At 33.5% G+C, this 19,462-nt stretch carries 19 protein-coding genes, 1 riboswitch and 1 other annotated feature; of the genes, 18 read left to right on the top strand and 1 reads right to left on the bottom strand.

Features of this window, described 5'->3' with window-relative positions:
- Positions 1-260: 260 nt before the first annotated feature.
- The 15 genes from rsgA to EXD82_RS05705 all read left to right on the top strand — a co-directional run bounded on the left by rsgA (position 261) and on the right by EXD82_RS05705 (position 14,550).
- Positions 261-1,142, top strand: a complete 882-nt coding sequence (gene rsgA, locus EXD82_RS05775; protein ID WP_142535970.1) for a ribosome small subunit-dependent GTPase A — start codon at positions 261-263, stop codon at positions 1,140-1,142.
- Position 1,143: 1 nt separating this feature from the next.
- A complete protein-coding gene (gene rpe / locus EXD82_RS05770) occupies positions 1,144-1,797 on the top strand; it encodes a ribulose-phosphate 3-epimerase (protein WP_142535969.1) in 654 nt (217 codons plus the stop codon).
- 157 nt (positions 1,798-1,954) lie between these two features.
- Positions 1,955-2,608, top strand: a complete 654-nt coding sequence (locus tag EXD82_RS05765) for a thiamine diphosphokinase (protein ID WP_142535968.1) — start codon at positions 1,955-1,957, stop codon at positions 2,606-2,608.
- 125 nt (positions 2,609-2,733) lie between these two features.
- Entirely contained in the window at positions 2,734-3,369 is a 636-nt protein-coding gene (locus tag EXD82_RS05760; RefSeq protein WP_142535967.1) for an HAD family hydrolase, read from the top strand.
- 45 nt (positions 3,370-3,414) lie between these two features.
- Positions 3,415-4,956, top strand: coding sequence for a cardiolipin synthase (gene cls / locus EXD82_RS05755; RefSeq protein ID WP_142535966.1), 1,542 nt, complete (start codon positions 3,415-3,417; stop codon positions 4,954-4,956).
- 227 nt (positions 4,957-5,183) lie between these two features.
- The gene (locus tag EXD82_RS05750) at positions 5,184-5,891 is read left to right on the top strand and encodes a response regulator transcription factor (RefSeq protein WP_142535965.1); all 708 of its coding nucleotides are present in this window, start codon (positions 5,184-5,186) and stop codon (positions 5,889-5,891) included.
- Entirely contained in the window at positions 5,866-8,268 is a 2,403-nt protein-coding gene (locus tag EXD82_RS05745) for a sensor histidine kinase (RefSeq protein ID WP_142535964.1), read from the top strand. Before EXD82_RS05750 ends, EXD82_RS05745 begins: the two co-directional genes overlap by 26 nt.
- A gap of 99 nt (positions 8,269-8,367) precedes the next feature.
- Positions 8,368-8,505, top strand: a riboswitch (FMN riboswitch).
- A gap of 150 nt (positions 8,506-8,655) precedes the next feature.
- Positions 8,656-9,306: an ECF transporter S component gene (locus EXD82_RS05740; RefSeq protein WP_142535963.1), complete on the top strand. Its 651-nt coding sequence runs from the start codon at positions 8,656-8,658 to the stop codon at positions 9,304-9,306.
- 84 nt (positions 9,307-9,390) lie between these two features.
- Positions 9,391-9,717, top strand: a complete 327-nt coding sequence (locus EXD82_RS05735; protein WP_142535962.1) for a putative heavy metal-binding protein — start codon at positions 9,391-9,393, stop codon at positions 9,715-9,717.
- A gap of 78 nt (positions 9,718-9,795) precedes the next feature.
- Positions 9,796-9,999, top strand: a binding site (T-box leader).
- Positions 10,000-10,046: 47 nt separating this feature from the next.
- The gene (locus tag EXD82_RS05730; protein WP_142535961.1) at positions 10,047-10,745 is read left to right on the top strand and encodes a 5'-methylthioadenosine/adenosylhomocysteine nucleosidase; all 699 of its coding nucleotides are present in this window, start codon (positions 10,047-10,049) and stop codon (positions 10,743-10,745) included.
- Between the two features lie 115 nt (positions 10,746-10,860).
- On the top strand, positions 10,861-11,862 hold the full coding sequence (gene trpS / locus EXD82_RS05725; protein ID WP_142535960.1) for a tryptophan--tRNA ligase: 1,002 nt from the start codon (positions 10,861-10,863) through the stop codon (positions 11,860-11,862).
- Between the two features lie 179 nt (positions 11,863-12,041).
- Positions 12,042-12,377 carry a PadR family transcriptional regulator gene (locus EXD82_RS05720; RefSeq protein WP_142535959.1) on the top strand — a complete coding sequence of 112 codons (336 nt, stop codon included), beginning with the start codon at positions 12,042-12,044 and terminating at the stop codon, positions 12,375-12,377.
- Entirely contained in the window at positions 12,364-13,047 is a 684-nt protein-coding gene (locus EXD82_RS05715) for a hypothetical protein (protein ID WP_142535958.1), read from the top strand. Before EXD82_RS05720 ends, EXD82_RS05715 begins: the two co-directional genes overlap by 14 nt.
- 110 nt (positions 13,048-13,157) lie before the next feature.
- The gene (gene lspA, locus EXD82_RS05710) at positions 13,158-13,631 is read left to right on the top strand and encodes a signal peptidase II (protein ID WP_142535957.1); all 474 of its coding nucleotides are present in this window, start codon (positions 13,158-13,160) and stop codon (positions 13,629-13,631) included.
- Positions 13,621-14,550 carry an RluA family pseudouridine synthase gene (locus EXD82_RS05705; protein ID WP_142535956.1) on the top strand — a complete coding sequence of 310 codons (930 nt, stop codon included), beginning with the start codon at positions 13,621-13,623 and terminating at the stop codon, positions 14,548-14,550. Before lspA ends, EXD82_RS05705 begins: the two co-directional genes overlap by 11 nt.
- A gap of 181 nt (positions 14,551-14,731) precedes the next feature.
- On the opposite strand, the gene rpmB is transcribed toward EXD82_RS05705, so the two are convergent.
- Positions 14,732-14,920 (bottom strand): 50S ribosomal protein L28, encoded by a 189-nt coding sequence (rpmB, locus tag EXD82_RS05700; protein ID WP_142535955.1) that lies wholly within the window; start codon positions 14,918-14,920, stop codon positions 14,732-14,734.
- Between the two features lie 320 nt (positions 14,921-15,240).
- On the opposite strand from rpmB, the gene EXD82_RS05695 reads away from it, so the two are divergent.
- The 3 genes from EXD82_RS05695 (at position 15,241) to recG (ending at position 19,443) form a co-directional block, all read left to right on the top strand.
- Complete coding sequence (locus EXD82_RS05695) at positions 15,241-15,591, top strand: Asp23/Gls24 family envelope stress response protein (RefSeq protein WP_142535954.1); 351 nt, start codon at positions 15,241-15,243, stop codon at positions 15,589-15,591.
- A 15-nt stretch (positions 15,592-15,606) separates the two neighbouring features.
- The gene (locus tag EXD82_RS05690; RefSeq protein WP_142535953.1) at positions 15,607-17,229 is read left to right on the top strand and encodes a DAK2 domain-containing protein; all 1,623 of its coding nucleotides are present in this window, start codon (positions 15,607-15,609) and stop codon (positions 17,227-17,229) included.
- Between the two features lie 150 nt (positions 17,230-17,379).
- The gene (gene recG, locus EXD82_RS05685) at positions 17,380-19,443 is read left to right on the top strand and encodes an ATP-dependent DNA helicase RecG (protein WP_142535952.1); all 2,064 of its coding nucleotides are present in this window, start codon (positions 17,380-17,382) and stop codon (positions 19,441-19,443) included.
- The last annotated feature ends 19 nt before the right edge of the window (positions 19,444-19,462 follow it).

The raw sequence follows: 19,462 nt of genomic DNA, 5'->3' as shown, positions 1-19,462 counted from the left end.
GGCAGGCAATTCCTGCCACTCTGCACTCTTTACAAATGCAGGGAGCTTTTCGTTTCTAAAAATATGTTTATATATGTACATGTTTATACATATTTGTATATATTTTTAACAACTACATAGTTGCTCCTTTATCGATATTAATAACAGCTATATTATACCATCTAAAATGAAAAAATTGTCCTATTATGTTATATAAAAGGCGACTAATACCTGAAAATGTGCTATCATATATAGAGAAAGAAATTAATTAGGAGGTATTGATGCTTAAAGGAAAAATAATAAAAGGTCTAAGCAGTTTTTATTATGTTGATACTGAAAATGGTCTATATGAATGCAAGGCCAGAGGTGTTTTCAGAAAGAAAAAGATAACCCCTCTTGTTGGAGACAATGTAAGTATAAGTATTGTCGATGAGGAGAATAAAAAAGGTGTAGTTGAGGAGATAGAAAAAAGGGATACAGAACTTGTAAGACCGCCTATTGCAAATGTTGACAAGGCTCTTATAGTGTTTGCTGTTGTAGATCCAAAGCCAAACCTTTCACTTCTCGATAGATTTATAGTGCATGCCGAAAGAGAAGGGCTTGAGATAGTCATAGTGTTTACAAAATCAGATCTGGATGACGGAAGTCTTTCAAATCTTGTTGAGATATATGAAACTACAGGATACAGAGTTATACCTGTAAGTAGTGAAAAGCATCAGAACATAGATAAGATAAGAGAAGAACTGAAGGGCAATACTGTTGTGTTTGCGGGTCCTTCAGGAGTTGGAAAATCAAGTCTACTAAACGAAATAGATGAGAGTTTCCAGTTAAAAACAGGTTCTGTCAGTGAAAAAATAGGTCGTGGAAGACATACGACAAGACATGCAGAACTTCTGAAACTTGAATGCGGAGGAATGGTTGCCGATACTCCGGGATTCAGCTCTCTTGAACTTGACGGTATAGAAGAGATGGAACTAAAGGAATATTTTATCGAATTTGACGAGTATGATGAATGTAGATTCGGTTCTAAATGTGTCCACGAAAATGAGCCTGGATGTGCTGTAAAACAGGCGGTTGAAGATGGAGAAATATCTCAGAGGAGATATGATAGTTATATACAACTACTAAATGAAATAAGACAAAAGAACAGCAGGAGGTATTAATATGGTTAAATTAGCACCATCAATATTATCAGCGGATTTCGCAAGATTACTTGAAGATGTAAAGAAAGTTGAAAAGGCAGGATGTGAGTATCTTCACATAGATGTTATGGACGGTCATTTTGTTCCAAATATAACTCTTGGACCTGGAATTGTAAAATCACTTAGAAAAGATGTAAATATGGTATTTGACGCACATCTTATGATAGAAAATCCTGACAAATACATAAAAGAGTTTGTAGATGCAGGATGTGATATAATAACAGTTCATGTTGAGGCATGTACTCATCTTCACAGAACTATACAGAACATAAAATCATACGGAATAAAAGCTGGAGTTGTTTTAAATCCTGCAACTTCTCTTGATACTATAAAATATGTTCTTGATGATGTAGATATGGTACTTTTAATGTCTGTTAACCCAGGATTCGGAGGACAGTCATATATACCATGTGTGACAGAAAAAATAAAAGAGCTTAGAAAAATGATAGACGAAAGAGGACTTAACGTTGAAATAGAGGTAGATGGTGGAGTTAAACCATCTAACATAAAAGAAGTTGTAGACGCTGGTGCAGATGTTTGTGTTGCTGGTTCTGCAATATTCGGACATGAAGATATAGACGAGGCTGTAAAAGCTCTTAGAGAAAACGCAAAATAATATCAGATAAAAATGAAATATGAAATAGAGCAGGCAGTTGATACTGCCTGTTTGATTTTATTATATTATTCAGATAGAAAACATATTAAAATTAATATCTGATATAATTAGAAAATTCTATTTGATAAGGGATTTTCCTGAAATGGAGTGAAGTATTTTGAAAACATGTATTTTTTTAAACGGAGTAATAGATGACTACTCTGTTATAAAAGAAAAAATTGAAAAAGAGGATTATTCATGTATAATATGTGCAGACGGCGGTGCAAACCATGCATATAAACTTGGTATAATTCCTGATTATATAATAGGTGATCTCGACTCTGTATCACCGGAAATAGTAGAATATTATAGAGAAAACGGTGTTGATTTTAAGGAACTTCCAGAGAAAAAGGATGAGACGGATTCAGAGATATGTATATATCTTGCAAAGACATTGGGAGCTGATAGTATAGATATATATTCTGCACTTGGTGGAAGAATTGATCATACACTTGCCAATGTAAAACTTCTTTATTATATTAAAAACTACGGTATTTTCCCTAGAATTATAAGTGAGAATGAAATAATGTATGTCATTGAAAATGAAAGATTTATACTTTCAGGAAATGCAGGAGATACAGTATCTGTGATACCGATAAAAGGTGATGCAAAAGGTATGACACTTGAAAAACTTGAATATCCACTCGATAATTTCGATATGGAATATGCAAAACCTATGGGAATTTCAAATGTTATGCTGGAAGATGAATGTATTATAGAAATAAAAGATGGTGCAGCTGTGATTGTCAGAAATACTGTACCTGTAAAATAAACCCAAGCTGTACTGGCACATAGTCAATACAGCTTTTTTATAAATAAATTATATTGAATGATTTTTCAGATGAATATGATATAATAGGCTATGTAGCTATCAGAATATATGTATTGGAGGAAACTATGAAAAAAGTAGATTCAATAATTTTTGACCTGGATGGAACTTTATGGGACACTAGAGATGCTGTTGTAAATGTATGGAATGAAGCATTCAAAGAATATGGGGTAGATCTTGTAATGACAACTGAATGGATGAACCAGCTTATGGGTTATCCATGTGGAGAGGCTATGGATATGATGCTTGAGAGCCTTTCTGATGAAATGAGAAACAGAATAAAAACAGAATGTGCAAATCTTGAAACATCAAGAATTCTTGAAAAAAGACTTGGAATAGTATTTGATGGTGTTGAAGAAGTTCTTGAAAAACTTTCAAAGGATTATAGACTTTTTATTGTAAGTAACTGCCAGTGTGGATATATAGAGGCATTCTTTGAAATAAATGGTCTTGGAAAATATTTTGAGGACTACGAAAATGCAGAGAGAACAGGTCTTAGCAAAGGTGAAAACAACAGACTTGTAATAGAAAGAAACAACCTGAAAAATCCTATATACATAGGAGATACTCCTGGAGATGCAAAAAGTGCAGAAGTAGCGGGTATTCCTTTTGTATATGCTAAATATGGATTTGGAAAGGTCGAAAAATTTGATCGGGAAATAAATGATATAAGAGATCTTCTGGAACTCGATATTATTAAATAATCCCGTTTTGAAGCAGAGGTATGTCTGCGGAGAGAAGGTGTAATAATGAAAAAACTTCTGAGAGTAATATTCGGAAGAACAACAATGACTATTATACTTATGCTTGCTCAGATTGGAGTAGTTGTATATGCATACAATGTAATGAAATACGATGTAAACTCAATACTGGGCGTATTAGATGTAGTAGCACTTTTAATGGTTGTATATATAATAAACAGAAAAAATGACAACCCAAGCTTTAAACTTGCATGGCTTCTTCTTATAATTGTATTTAAGCTTTTCGGTGCACTTATGTACATATTTGTAAGGCTTCAGCTTAGTACAAAGATAATGGCTGTAAGGATAGGAAATCTCATAGAAAAGACGAGAGGACTTCTGAAACAGAACCACCATGTAATAGAAAAACTGGAAAAGGAGAGCAGAAATATAACAAATTTTGCTCAGTATATGTATGGAATAGCAGGAGGATTTCCTGTATATAATAACTCTACAGTAAAATACTTCCCTCTTGGAGAAGATAAGTTTGAGGAGATGATAAAGCAGCTTGAAAAAGCTGAAAAATTTATATTCCTTGAATATTTTATAATAGAAGAGGGAATCATGTGGAATACTATACTTGAAATTCTGAAAAGAAAGGTTCAGGAAGGCGTAGAGGTAAGACTTATGTATGATGGAACATGCTCTATTGCACATCTTCCATATAACTATACAAAAAGAATGGAAAAACTTGGAATAAAATGCAAGATGTTCAATCCAATAAAACCAATTCTTTCAACACATCAGAACAACAGAGACCACAGAAAAATACTTGTAATAGATGGAAAGGTCGGATTTACAGGAGGAGTAAACCTGTCTGATGAATACATCAACAAAAGAGTAGTCTATGGACACTGGAAGGACAATGCAATAATGGTCAAAGGTGAAGCTGTAAAATCATTTACTGCAATGTTTCTTCAGATGTGGAATGTATCTGAAATAAACGATGAAGAGTTTGACAGATATATAGATCTTGACTATTCAGAATTTGAAGGAATAAAGGATGGTTATATAATTCCTTATGGAGATAGTCCGATGGATGGGGAAAATGTAGGTGAGCAGGTATACATAGATATACTTTATCATGCGCATAAATATGTCCATATAATGACGCCATATCTTATAATAGACAATGAAATGCTTATGGCTCTTAAATATGCATCAAAAAGAGGTGTTGATGTAAAAATAATCATGCCTCATATTCCAGACAAGGAATATGCATATGCTGTTGCAAGAACATATTATGCGGAACTTATCGAGGCAGGAGTTGAAATATATGAATATACTCCGGGATTTGTACATGCCAAAACATTTGTATCGGACGATGATACAGCCGTAGTAGGAACTATCAATCTTGACTTTAGAAGTCTGTATCTTCACTTTGAATGCGCAACATATATGTTTAAAAACAGTGAAATTATAAATATAGAAAAAGACTATCTGGCTACGCTTGAAAAATGTCAGAAAATAGATATAGAAAACTGTAGAAAACAGAATATACTAAGAAAGGTGACAGGAAGAGTCCTAAGACTTATAGCACCTCTTATGTAAAACATAGACATTATCTCTTTTGAGATAGTGTCTTTTTTTTATTTTTTTTAGAAAATCTTTAACAATATATACTGTGCGTCTTTAGGTTTAATGAATATAATGTGAATATAGAAAAGGAGGAGAGTAGATGATAAAATCATCGGCATTAAACAATTCATCTGAAACTTATATATTGTATAATGGATATAGGAAAAATTTTGAAATGACAAAACGAAGGAGTGAGACATATGGAAAGTTACAGAATATTAGTGGTTGAAGATGAAAAGGAAATAGCGGATGCAGTTGAAATATATCTGAAGAATCAGGGGTATACAGTTATGAAAGCTCCAAATGGGCTTGAGGCACTGAATATTGTTGAATCTGAAGAAATACATCTTGCAGTTGTAGATATAATGATGCCTGTAATGGACGGAATAACATTTACAATGAAAGTGAGAGAAAAATATAATTTCCCTATAATAATGCTTTCTGCAAAATCAGAAGATGTGGACAAAATAATGGGACTTAATATAGGGGCAGATGATTATATTACCAAGCCTTTCAAACCTCTTGAACTTCTGGCAAGGGTAAATTCACAGATAAGAAGATATACAAAATATATGAATATGAACTCAAAAGAAGAAACAGTAAATGAAAATATATACACTACAGGGGGGCTTGAACTGAATGACGATACAAAAGAAGTATTTGTAGACGGAAACCATGTAAAAGTTACTCCGATAGAATTTAAAATACTTAGTCTTCTTATGAGAAATCCGGGAAGAGTGTTCCCTGCAGAAGAAATATACGAAAGAGTGTGGAATGAGGCTGCAATAAGTACCGATACAGTTATGGTACATATAAGAAATATAAGAGAAAAAATAGAGGTGGATCCTAAAAATCCACGATATTTAAAGGTGGTGTGGGGAATTGGATACAAGATCGAGAAAATCTAAATCAGGAAAATTCAAACTAAATATTATACTTGTACTTATTCTATTAGTAGCATCAATAGCTATGGTTTCGTCGTATCCTAATATAAATAAGACATCTCTAATAGATAAAAGCAAGGTAGGTACAGAAGAGTTTGCAAATTATATATCAGAATTGATGTACCCAATATATTATGATATGAAGAAAGAAACGGGCGAAATGTCTGATCCGTCAGCATTTATTTTAGATGACAAGAAACTCGATGAACTCTCAAAAGATTATGAAATTTCAGATGATTTATATTATCATAATGATGAAAATTATGTTGAAAAATATGAAGAATACATGAATAAAGAAAAATCTTCTAAAATGACAGAAGAAGAGAGAACAGCTGTAGAAAAATACCTTATAAAAGGAAGTATATCTTCATTAATGGGAGATATTGTAAAATCAGATACACTTGAAAATAATGGATATAATGTTTTGAGTATAGATAGCTATAATAAGAACAATAAAAAGTCATCTTCAACAAATAATGAAATAGAGAAATTCAGAGAACTTATTCTGAATGAAAAGAAGACTAATGAAGAAGAAAATAAACTATATGAATATCAGGAAGGATATGTATTTTATGCGGTGCTGGATTTTGACCAGAGTGGAAATCTAAAAATACCATATATAAAAGGTATGAGTGCAGATACTTTAAAAGAGGTAATAGACAAGAAACAGAATAAAAATAATATATCTGTTTTAGCTCTTGAGAAAAAATATACTGGTGAAGAGTATACAACAAATCTTCCAAAAGTTAAAAATGCTGTTTTTACGATAGCATTAAAAGGTGATATAAACCTTCTTGCATCAAATCTTGGACCATATGGTGTGGGAGAAGGAAGCAATCTTTCTTCAATACTTACAAATAATATTGGAAAATCAGTAGTTGGAGTTATGATGATAGGGCTTACAATATGTGCTGTGTTGTTTGCAATAGGTCTTTTGATTTCAAGGAAAATAAGTGAAAATATAATTTTTGTAAAAAGCTTTATAAATATGCCTGTAGAATTAGCAGTATTTATAGGTATTATAATTTCGAGTATACTTGTTCAGATAGCGGCAAATCCTATAGTAATGGCTGTACCAAATGATATATCTGCATGGTTGAATATACGAGGTATATCAGAAGAGGTAATATCTACAGTAATGGTAATTGCAAATGTAGTATATTGGTTTGTTCTTTTCATGTTCTGTATAATAGCAGGTGCATATCTGAGATCATTATTCTCAAAAGATAACCGAGAGCTGGTGAAGAAAAAATCAATAATAGTAAAACCAATAAGATGGACTATAAGACAGATAAAAATGTTTGTACATTGGATTGAAAATCTAGACCTTAAAAAAGGATTAGACAAGCCACTTCTTATAATAGTCGGTATAAACCTTCTATGCATAACAATCATGTGTATATTCTGGGGATTAGGTATAATCATAGCGATTATATACTCTATACTACTATTCAGATTTATGAAATCAAAGGCTACATCTGTACACAGAGATTATCTGAGACTTGAAGAAATGACAGAAAATATAGCTGATGGAAACTTCAATATGGATACAAAAGAGGACCTTGGAATATTCAACCCGATAAAAGAAAATCTTGGAAATATACAGACAGGATTTAAACGTGCAGTAGATGAGGAAGTAAAAAGCCAGAGAATGAAGACAGAGCTTATAACAAATGTATCTCACGATCTGAAAACACCTCTTACATCTATAATCACATATGTCGATCTTCTGAAAAAAGAAGGTATTACAGATGAGGAAAAAGAAAAATACATAGATGTTATAGACAGAAAATCACAGAGACTTAAATATCTGATAGAGGATTTGTTTGAAGTAAGTCGCTCTACAAGCGGAAATATAGAACTGAATCCTGTAGATGTTGATGTTGTATCACTTGTAAAACAGACTGTGTTTGAACTTGACGACAAAATAGCAGCTTCAGGAGTTGACATAAGAACAAGATTTTCAAATGAAAAAATAATTGCAAGATTAGACAGTATGAGAACATTCAGGATATTCTCAAACCTTATATCAAACATATCAAAATATTCTATGTACGGTTCAAGAGCATATATTGAAGTTGAGGATATGGGAGATAAGGTTTCTATAGAATTCAAAAATATATCAGCAGAGGAAATAGATGGAGATGTGGAAAATCTTTCTGAAAGATTTGTCAGAGGAGACAAGTCTAGAAATACAGAGGGAAGCGGACTTGGTCTTGCAATAGCAAAAAGTTTTACAGAACTGCAGGGAGGTACATTCAAGCTTAGTTCAGATGGAGATTTGTTCAAGGTAAGAGTAGTATTTCCAAAGAAAAGCACTATAGAAAATAATAAAAAATAGTGTATCGAATAAGCGATAAATCAGAAAATGGTGAAAATTAATATTTGATTTTAATTTGAGTATGTGTTAATCTATATCTAGACAACTGAATCGAATTTAAGATGTCTTCAGGGCAGGGTGAGATTCCCGATCGGCGGTGATAGTCCGCGAGCACGTTGTGCAGGAGCTGGCAGGTTCAGCTCAGGATTTGGTGAAATTCCAAAACCGACAGTATAGTCTGGATGGAAGAAGATGTGTTAATATTGAGAGCAATACCGATTTTGATGTACTTTAAATTAAAAAGATGCTACACCATATTTGAAGATATTGAACGAGATTGACATAAATATAACACCTGAGAGACTCTTAGAGACTTTCAGGTGTTAATTTATTTTGAGGAGGTTCAATATGAACAATTTAACAACAAGAAAACTTACAACAATAGCGATGCTTTCTGCGCTTGGTTTTGCAGCAGTTGCATTTATAAGAATCCCGATGGTTCTTTTCCTTGAGTACAGTCCAAAGGACGTAATAATAGTTCTTGGAGGATTTATATGGGGGCCTTTTACAGCAATAGCAGTATCTCTTATAACTTCTCTGATAGAGCTTTTTACAATAAGTAGTGATGGTATTATAGGATTTATAATGAATGTACTTGCCAGCTGTTCTTTTGCATGTACTGCAGCTTTTATCTACAAAAAAGACAGAACACTTAGAGGTTCTATAATAGGTCTTGTTTCAGGTACACTTGCTATGACAGTTATGATGATAATATGGAACTACCTTGTAACTCCTATCTATCTTGGATATCCTAGATCTGCAGTTGTGGAGCTTCTTGTTCCAGCTATACTTCCATTCAACCTTATAAAAGGTGGACTTAACTCAGCGATAGTATTTCTTATCTACAAACCTATAGTAACAGCACTTAGAAAAACTGTTATGAAAGACGACCTTATAACTGTTGAAAAAGGTAAAGTTCATCCAGGTATGGTAATAGTTGCAGGTGTTGTAATAGTTACATGTATAATGGTTGTTCTTGCAATGAGAGGAATAATATAATAAAAAATTAAAGGATTATATAATAATATGTCGTATAGTATCCATATAGAGAATGGAATACAGTTCTCAGAAGGAGGAAAGAGTATGATAATAACTACAACGCCATCTGTAGATGGATATAGAATAGTAGACTACAAAGGTATAGTTTATGGAGAGGTAGTATCAGGAGTAAACTTCTTCAAAGATATTACTGCAGGACTTAGAAATGTGTTCGGCGGAAGATCAGGTTCATATGAAGACGAGCTTAAAAAAGCCAGAGAAGAGGCACTTTATGAACTAGAGCAGAGAGCTTCTGCAATGGGAGCAAATGCAGTTGTCGGAGTGGATACTGACTATGAGGTTCTTGGAGCAGATAATGGTATGCTTATGGTTACTGTGTCAGGAACAGCTGTTGTTATACAGAGAGATTAATACGATATAAACTATGGAGAAGATGTTTTACTTGACATCTTCTCTTTTTGAAGATACTATAAAAATATAGTATTAATATATAAGTCTGTGACGGGAAGTAGTAGTATATCCGATTCATATACAGAGAGTCGACGATGGTGAGAGTTTGGCAATGATAGGATTTATGAATGGATCCCCGAGATTCCTGGAGGAAATACAGTATTTCAGGACGCTTATGCACGTTACGCAAGAGAGGCACAATTTGTGCAATTTAGGTGGTACCACGATAATATCGTCCTATGCTTCGGCATGGGACTTTTTTATTTGGAAATTTATACAGGAGGTAGGATATGAATAAAATAGGAATAATCGGTGCTATGGATGAGGAAGTAGTACTTCTTCTTGAAAAAATAGAAGAGGCTGAGAAGATATCAAAAGGTGGACTAGACTTCTATGAGGGAAAACTTAGAGGAAAAGATGTAGTAGTTGTAAAATGTGGAGTAGGTAAAGTAAACTCTGCTATGTGTACTCAGATGCTTATAAGTGAGTTCGGAGTGGATGCACTTGTAAATATAGGTGTTGCAGGAGCTTTACATGATGAGCTTGATGTAAATGATATAGTAATATCTACAGATGCTGTTGAGTACGATATGGATACTACTGCTTTTGGAGATCCAAAAGGAGTTATACCAAGAATGGACTGTTCAGAATTCAAGGCAGACGAAAAACTTTCAGATGCAGCATACAATGCAGCTGTAAAAGAAAATAAAGGACATAAGGTTATGAGAGGTAGAATAGCGACAGGAGATTTATTTGTCGCTGATATGGCTGTCAAAGAAGAACTTGTAAATGACTTTAACGCTTACTGCTGTGAAATGGAAGGAGCAGCAATGGCACATGTATGTTATCTGAACAAAACTCCTTATGTAATAATAAGATCTATGTCAGATAAGGCAGATGGAAGTGCCGAAGTATCTTTTGATGAATTTGCCAAAATAGCGGCTGTAACATCTGCAAATATAGTAATGGATATGCTTGAAACTCTTTAATAAAAGAAAATATCTATAAAAATATTAATAAGAAAATTTCAATAAAATATAAATTATATAACTGGAAATTGATTAGCAAACAAGTATGAATAATTCATAGAAAGGAATGATACAAATGGATGAAAAGAAAATAATATTCAGTGGTGCTCAGCCATCTGGTAAGATGACACTTGGAAACTACCTTGGAGCTATAAAAAACTGGACTGAACTTCAGAACGAATACGAGTGTTTCTTCAGTGTAGTAGACCTTCATGCGATAACAGTTCCACAGGAGGCAAAAGTACTTAGAGAAAATGCAATGAAACTTCTTGCACAGTATATAGCATGTGGACTTGATCCAGAGAAAAATACTATATTTATACAGTCTCATGTAAAAGAGCATCTTGAACTTATGTGGGTTTTAAACACTATGACATATATGGGAGAGCTTAGCAGAATGACTCAGTTCAAGGACAAGTCTCAGAAATCTGAAGCTAACCTGAATGCAGGTCTGTTTACATACCCTGTTCTTATGGCAGCAGATATACTTTTATATCAGACAGATCTTGTTCCTGTTGGTGATGACCAGAAACAGCATCTTGAGCTTGCAAGAGACCTTGCAAACAGATTCAACAACAGATACTCACCTACATTCAAAATACCTGAAGGGTATTATCCAAAAGGTGGAGCAAGAGTAATGAGTCTTCAGGAACCTACAAAGAAAATGAGTAAGTCAGACAGCAACGAAAATGCGTTTATACTTCTTGAAGATGATCCAGATACAATAAGAAGAAAAATAAAAAGAAGTGTTACAGACTCTGAGGGAGTTGTAAGATATTCTCCTGAACAGCCTGGTATAAAAAACCTTCTTGATATATATTCAGCTCTTTCAGGAAAACCTGTTGATGAGATCGTAAAAATGTACGAAGGAAAAGGATATGGAGACTTCAAAACAGATACAGCAGAAGTTATAGTAGGAGCATTAGAACCTATGAGAGAAAAATATCTATATCTTTTAAACAATAAAGATTATCTTGAAAAAATATACTCAGAGGGCGCTCAGAAGGCAGAAGCAAAAGCAAGAAAAACTCTTAGAAAAGTATATAGAAAAGTTGGATTCCTTGAAAGAAAATATTAATATTTTATATGAGATTAAAGGCAGTGCATATGTTTGTGTATTGCCTTATTTTTTTTGTCTGAATATGCGGTTTAACATTCGAAAATAGAGATTTTTATGTGTTTTGAAATTTGATTTATATACTATCTTGTATTACAATATAGTTAGGTACTATGTAATACAAGATAGGTGGTGATACGATGATAACATCACAGATGCTAAAGGGAACTCTGGAAGGATGTATCCTAAAAATAATAAGCGAGAATGAAACATATGGATATGAGATATCCGAAAAATTAAAATCATACGGATTTGAAAATATTTCTGAGGGTACTATATATCCTATGCTTCTGAGACTTCAGAAAAATGGAATGATAGAGGCGGAATACAGAGAATCATCTGTAGGTCCAAAGAGAAAGTATTTTAGAATAACAGATGCAGGAATATGTGAGATAGAGAACTTTTATGAGAGTTGGAGCGAGCTTTCAAAGGCGATAAATAATCTATTTGGAGGTGTAGGTTATGAAAAAGAATAAATTAAAAGAACTTCAGTATTACAACAATAAGCTGGATGAAATGATAAGTGAGGAGAATCAGGCGGTATTTACAGATATTGTATGTTATATAAAAATTGCCGATATATCGGAGTACAACCGGGAAGTTGTCAGAAGGGATATATCAGAGATGATTATAGATGCACAGAACAGAGGTGAAAATATAGATGATGTTATAGGAGGAGATTATAAAGAGTTTTGTGACAGTATAATAGAATCGCTTCCGAAGAGGACTGCAAAAGAAAGAATCATAGAGTTTTTTGATATAGTGTGTTTGTCATTATCTATGCTTTCTTTGATAAATATATTTTTATCTCCAGATACATGGAAAATGGCAGCAGATTTTATAAAAGGTGTGAAGCCTGATTTAACTATGGAAATTTCATACGGATTTTTCGTATCGACAGCGGTTATAGTAATAGTTGCCTATATGATTATAAGATATATTTGCATGAATGTATTTGTAGAGAAAAAAGAACCAGGAAAAATGACTTCAGCTTTATATGGTGTTTTTGTAGGATTAGCTTTGGTTTTGTTTTCTATTATCGTAGATCATATTCTAAAAGGAGCAGTTTTCACTGTTAATATATTTTTATTTGCAGCTTTTGCAGCAGCTCTGTATGTCGTACATATTGTACTTGAAAGGATATAGGGTGATATATTAACATAGTAAATTCGTACAAAAACTATATGTATAAAGTTGCACAATAATAAAATATAATATAAAATCGATATATAATACTGGTAGAAAGGGGTTAAAAAGTGATATACGAGATTATAATAGCTATTCTTATAGCTATAGATCAGGTTATAAAAGTACGGGTATTAAACGGGCTTAAAACTGTAGGAACAATACCTATAATAAACGATGTTTTTCATTTGACATATGTAGAAAACAGAGGAGCAGCTTTTGGTATGCTTAAAAATCAGCAGTATTTTCTGGCATTGGTGGCACTTATAGCTACGATAATAGCACTTGGCTATCTTCACAAAAACAGAGAAAGAATAAATATAGTAGGAAAAGCTTCAATAATAATGATAGTTGCCGGTGCTATAGGAAACCTTATAGATAGAATAAGGCTGGGATTTGTAGTTGATTATTTTGACTTCAGAATAATATGGCAGTATGTTTTCAACTTTGCTGATGTACTTATAGTGTGCGGAACAATACTTTTATGTATATATGTGATATTATATTCAGATGAGAAAAAGATAGAGGTGAAGCATGGAAAATAATGATATAAAAACATTCCTTGTAACAGAGGAAGAAGAAGGGGATAGACTGGATGTTTATCTTTCTGAACAGTTTGGTGATATGTCCAGAAGCTATATACAGAAGATAATAAAAGAAAAAAAGGCTGAAGTGAACGGAAAGGTTCAGAAAGCAAAATATCAGGTAAAAGAGGACGATAGAATTTCAATAGAAATACCTGCACCAAAAGTGCTGGAGGTAGAGCCTCAGAATATACCGATAGATATAGTATACGAAGATGACGATGTAATAATAGTAAATAAACCTCAGGGAATGGTAGTGCATCCAGCTCCTGGAAATTTTGATGGGACACTTGTAAATGCGATACTTTATCATTGTGGAGAGAATCTTTCTTCTATAAATGGAGTAATAAGGCCGGGAATAGTTCATCGTATAGACAAGGATACATCGGGAATACTTATGATTGCAAAAAACAACAATGCACATAATAGTCTGGCTGAACAGCTGAAAGTACATTCAATAAAGAGAGAGTACGAATTTATATGTCATGGAGTGTTCAAGGAAGACAAGGTGACAGTTGATAGACCGATAGGAAGAAATCCAAAGGACAGACTGAAAATGGCAATAGTTCCAGATGGAAGAAATGCTGTAACGCATTTTGAAGTTATAGAAAGATTCAACGGTTATACTCATGTCAGAGCTACTCTTGAAACGGGAAGAACTCATCAGATAAGAGTTCACTCGATGTCGATAAATCATCCACTTGTTGGAGATCCTGTGTATGGACCAAAGAATCCAAAACACAAGTTCAAATTAAATGGACAGATGTTGCATGCCAAAAAACTAGGATTTATCCATCCGACTACAGGTGAGTATATAGAATTCGACTCTGAACTTCCGGATTATTTTAAGGAACTTATAGAAAAGCTTAGAAAACTATAATGATGGTTTTGAGCGAAAAACTACAGATGAAAATACTGTAGAACTGTAATTGTTAAAAGAAAAAAATAAAAGTATAGGGATTTGTGACGTCGCAGGAAACTGCGCAAACAAATCCCTATACTTTTATTAAAATACAATAAAAAATGGCCTATCAAAGATAGACCATTGAATTATCACCGAACTAAGCTCTTTCAACTTTTCCAGAACGTAAACATCTAGTACAAACTTTTACTCTTTTTGGAGTTCCGTCCACTATAGCTCTAACAGATCTTAAGTTTGCTGACCAAGTTCTTTTGTTGTGTTTATTTGAGTGTGATACTTTATTTCCTGAATGTTTTCCTTTACCACATACGCTACATACTCTTGACATTTTCCGTACACCTCCTTAAAAAATGAATAACTATATTAAAGACTAAAAACATATATATATTATCATAAAAGATAATGTATTGCAAGACAAAATTGCACAAGGCACACAATGTATTGAAGAATCTGTGCCTATAATATAAAATATTATATATATAAAATCACCTAAAGTAAAGAGCAATATTGAAAATAAAACTAAATTATACTCAACTGCTTTAAATAAGAGCGTTTTTGTAGTATTATATGTTTGTAGAGTACTATTTTGAGGTATAAAAATAAGATAGTATTGATTTATAAAATTAAAAATCAGAGGAGGTTCATAGTATGACCGCTAAAATAATAAACGAATATGGATGCATAGAGATAGATAAACATGTAATAGCACAGGTCGCATACAAGGCGGCTATGGAGAGCTACGGACTTGTAGGTCTTGCGTCTAGAACAAAGGGAATAGTTGAACTTTTAAAAGGGGAAAACGCAACAAAGGGTGTAAAAGTTGAAGAAGCAGAAGATAATGCCGTAGAAATAGAGCTTTTTGTAGTTATGCAGTACGGTGTAAATATATCAACTGTTGCAAACAACATAATAGATAAGATAAAATATACAGTTGAAAACACTGTCGGTGTAAAAGTAAACAAAATAGATATAAATGTACAGGGTATAAGAGTAAAATAGTTTAGGAGGAAAATAATGACTGAATATATAAAAGCTAAGGCATTCAGAGAGATGTTTGTTTCTGGTGCTGCTAATCTTCAGAATAATAAAGAGCTTGTAGACAAGCTTAATGTTTTCCCTGTTCCAGATGGGGATACAGGTACAAATATGTCTCTTACAATATCTTATGCAATGAAGGAACTTGCAAAAGTTGAGGAAGAAGATATAACAAAAGTTGCAAAGGCAATGTCAAAAGGTTCTCTTATGGGAGCAAGAGGAAACTCTGGTGTTATATTATCTCAGATAATAAGAGGTATAGCAAAGGCTGTAGACGGAAAAGAACAGCTTACAACTATGGATATGGCAAAAGCATTCAAAGGAGGAGCTGATACAGCATATAAAGCTGTAATCAAGCCGGTTGAAGGGACTATACTTACAGTTATAAGAGAAACTGGGGATTATGCTGTAAAACTTGCCAAAAAAGAAAAAGATATAGAAAGATTCCTTGAAAGAGTTACAAAAGAGGCAAACAGATCTCTTGATAACACTCCAAATCTTCTTAAAAATCTTAAAGATGCAGGTGTTGTAGACTCAGGGGGTAAAGGTCTTGCTCTTATAATAGAAGGTATGTATCTTTCTATAAAAGGAACGCCGGTCAAAGCTGAGTCACAGGCTGAAAAAGCTGCAGCAGCAGTTTCTGTTCCACAGGCAGGAGCTCACACTGATGAAGATATAAAATTTGGATACTGCACTGAATTTATACTTGAATCAGACAAAATAGATGATACAGGAATAAGAGATATAATGCTTGGATATGGAGATAGCCTTGCTGTAGTTGGTGATGAGGGAGTTATAAAAGTTCATGTTCATACAAATGAGCCAGGAAATGTACTTCAGGAAGCATTAAAATATGGACAGCTTCTTACAATAAAAATAGAAAACATGAGAATGCAGCATGAACATATACTTAACGAAGAAAGTGCACAGGCACCTGCAGAAGAAAAAGAATTTGCATTTATTTCTACTTCTATGGGAGATGGTCTTGCAACTATATTCAGAGATTTTGGAGTAGACCACATAATAGAAGGTGGACAGACAATGAATCCAAGTACAGAGGATTTCATGAAGGCTATAAACAGTATAAATGCAAAAAACATATTTATACTTCCAAATAACAGCAATATAATAATGGCTGCAAATCAGGCAAAAGAACTTAGTGAAAAGAATATAATAGTAATACCTACTAAAAATATTCCACAGGCGGTAAGTGCTCTTGTATCATTCAATCCTGAAGCAACAGCAGAAGAAAATGAGTCAGCAATGACAGAAGCTCTTGAATATGTTAAATCAGGACAGGTTACATTTGCGGTAAGAGATACTGTAATGAACGGAATAGAAATAAGAGAAGGTAATATAATAGGTATAGCTGAAAAAGAAATGGCAGCTGCCGGTGATGAGGTTGAAGAGGTAACAAAAGAACTTATAGAAAAGATGTCAGATGAAGATACATCTATAATAACTCTTTTCTACGGTGAAGATGTTACAGAAGAGCAGGCAGAAGCACTTAGAGAAGAACTTGAAGCAAAATATGATGATATAGATATAGAACTTTATTATGGTGGACAGCCTCTATATTATTATCTGATATCTATAGAATAATAACAGAATATATAAAAGAAATTATATCCTGTGCATAATCATTTGTATAATGAGGTTGTACAGGATTTTTCTGTGTGATAAAATCAATCATACAGGATAAAAATTATGGATAATTCAGAATAAACGTATACAGACTACGGGTGATGCAATATGATAAACTTGATAAAGGAAAATGTACAATATGTAAAGGGAATAGGCCCTAAAAGAGCTGCAAAACTGAATAGGTTGGGAATATATACAGTAAAGGATTTATTGTATTATTTTCCGAGGCAGTTTGAAGACAGAAGTACAATAAAAAAAATAATTCAGCTTGAAGATGAGGAAAAAGCCACTATAAAAGCTGTTATAACAAATATAGAGAGCTATTCTCCTAAAAAAGGAATGGTTCTTACAAGGGTTGATGTCAAAGATGACACAGGCTTTGCAAAACTTGTTTTTTTCAACAGAGAATATATAAAGAATACATTCAGAGCAGGAGATGGAATCCTTGTATTTGGAAAGGTCAAAAGAAGCGGCAATTTTGTCGAACTAACATCATGTGAGATAGAATACCGGTCAAAGGATCCAAAAACAACAGGGAAAGTAATGCCTGTTTATCCTCTTTCATATGGTATAACAAATAGAGATATAAGCGGAATGATACGAAATGTATTCGATAGCAGAGAAATAGCTATTCCAGAGTATATGCCTAAACATCTGATTGAAAAATACAGGCTTTGCAGTATAGATTACGCAATAAAAAATATACATTTTCCAAAAGATAAAGCAGCACTCAAGGTTGCTTTGTATAGATTGATATTTGAAGAGCTTCTTATACTCCAGCTTGGACTTTTTATGTTCAAAGGAGGAAAAGGAGATGAAAAAGGAATAGTATTTGAAAACAGCGAAAAAGTGGAAGAAGTACTGAAAAGACTTCCATTTAAACTTACAGCCGCACAGACAAGAGCACTGAATGAAATAAATGCGGATATGTGTTCTGATATAGTTATGAGCAGACTTGTACAGGGTGATGTTGGAAGTGGAAAGACAGTGGTAGCAATGATTGCACTTGCAAACTGTGTATTCAACGGATATCAGGGAGCGATGATGGCTCCTACAGAAATTCTGGCACAACAGCATTTTGAATCATTTTCTGAAATACTTGAACCTATGGGAATAAAAATAGCATTGCTTACAGGAAGTGTGAGTAAGAAAAACAAGGAAAAAATGCTTTATGAAATAGCTTCTGGTGAAACAGATATAGTTATAGGAACTCATGCACTTATAGAAGATAATGTCGAATTTTCAAATATAGGTCTTGTTATAACCGATGAGCAGCACAGATTCGGAGTAAGACAGAGAGGAAGACTGTCATCAAAAGGTAAAAATCCGGATATGATGGTAATGACGGCAACTCCTATTCCGAGAACTCTTGCGCTTATACTTTATGGAGATTTGGATATATCGGTGATAGATGAACTTCCACCAGGAAGACAAAAGATAGAAACCATGGCTGTCGAGAAAAAGAAAAGGGATAAAGTATACTCAACTCTTGTCAGAAAAGAAGTAGACAAGGGAAGACAGGTATATATAGTTTGTCCGCTTGTTGAAGAAAGTGAAACTCTCGATTTAAAATCAGCGACGGAGACAGTTGAGGAACTTAAACATGAATATTTTCCTGATTTGAGATTGGGGCTTCTTCATGGAAAAATGAGACCATCTGAAAAAGATGAGATAATGAATGCCTTTAAAAATAAAGAAATTGATATACTGGTATCTACTACAGTAATAGAAGTGGGAGTAAATGTTCCCAATGCAACACTTATGATAATAGAAAATGCCGAAAGATTTGGACTTGCACAGCTACATCAGCTGAGAGGACGCGTGGGAAGAGGAAAACATAAATCATACTGTGTTCTTATATACGGATCAAAAAGCGATGTATGTGCAAAAAGAATGGAAATAATGGAAGATACAAATGATGGATTCAAGATATCAGAAAAGGACCTTGAAATAAGAGGTCCAGGAGAATTTTTTGGAACAATGCAGCATGGTGTTCCTCAGCTTAAGGTAGCAAATCTTTTTAAACATATGAAGATTTTAAAGACTGTGCAGCATGAAGCCAGAATTATGATTTCTGAGGATCCAAAGCTTGAAAAAGCGGAAAATAGAATGATAAAAAATGAAATAATGGAAAAATTCAGCAATATAAATGAAGATATATATCTTAATTAAAGGAAAACGATGAAATTAC

Origin of the sequence: Peptacetobacter hominis, from assembly GCF_006861675.1 — a bacterium.
GTDB classification, from domain to species: domain Bacteria; phylum Bacillota; class Clostridia; order Peptostreptococcales; family Peptostreptococcaceae; genus Peptacetobacter; species Peptacetobacter hominis.
Note: the sequence above shows the minus strand (reverse complement) of the source record. Positions and strands in the feature narration are given on the sequence as shown.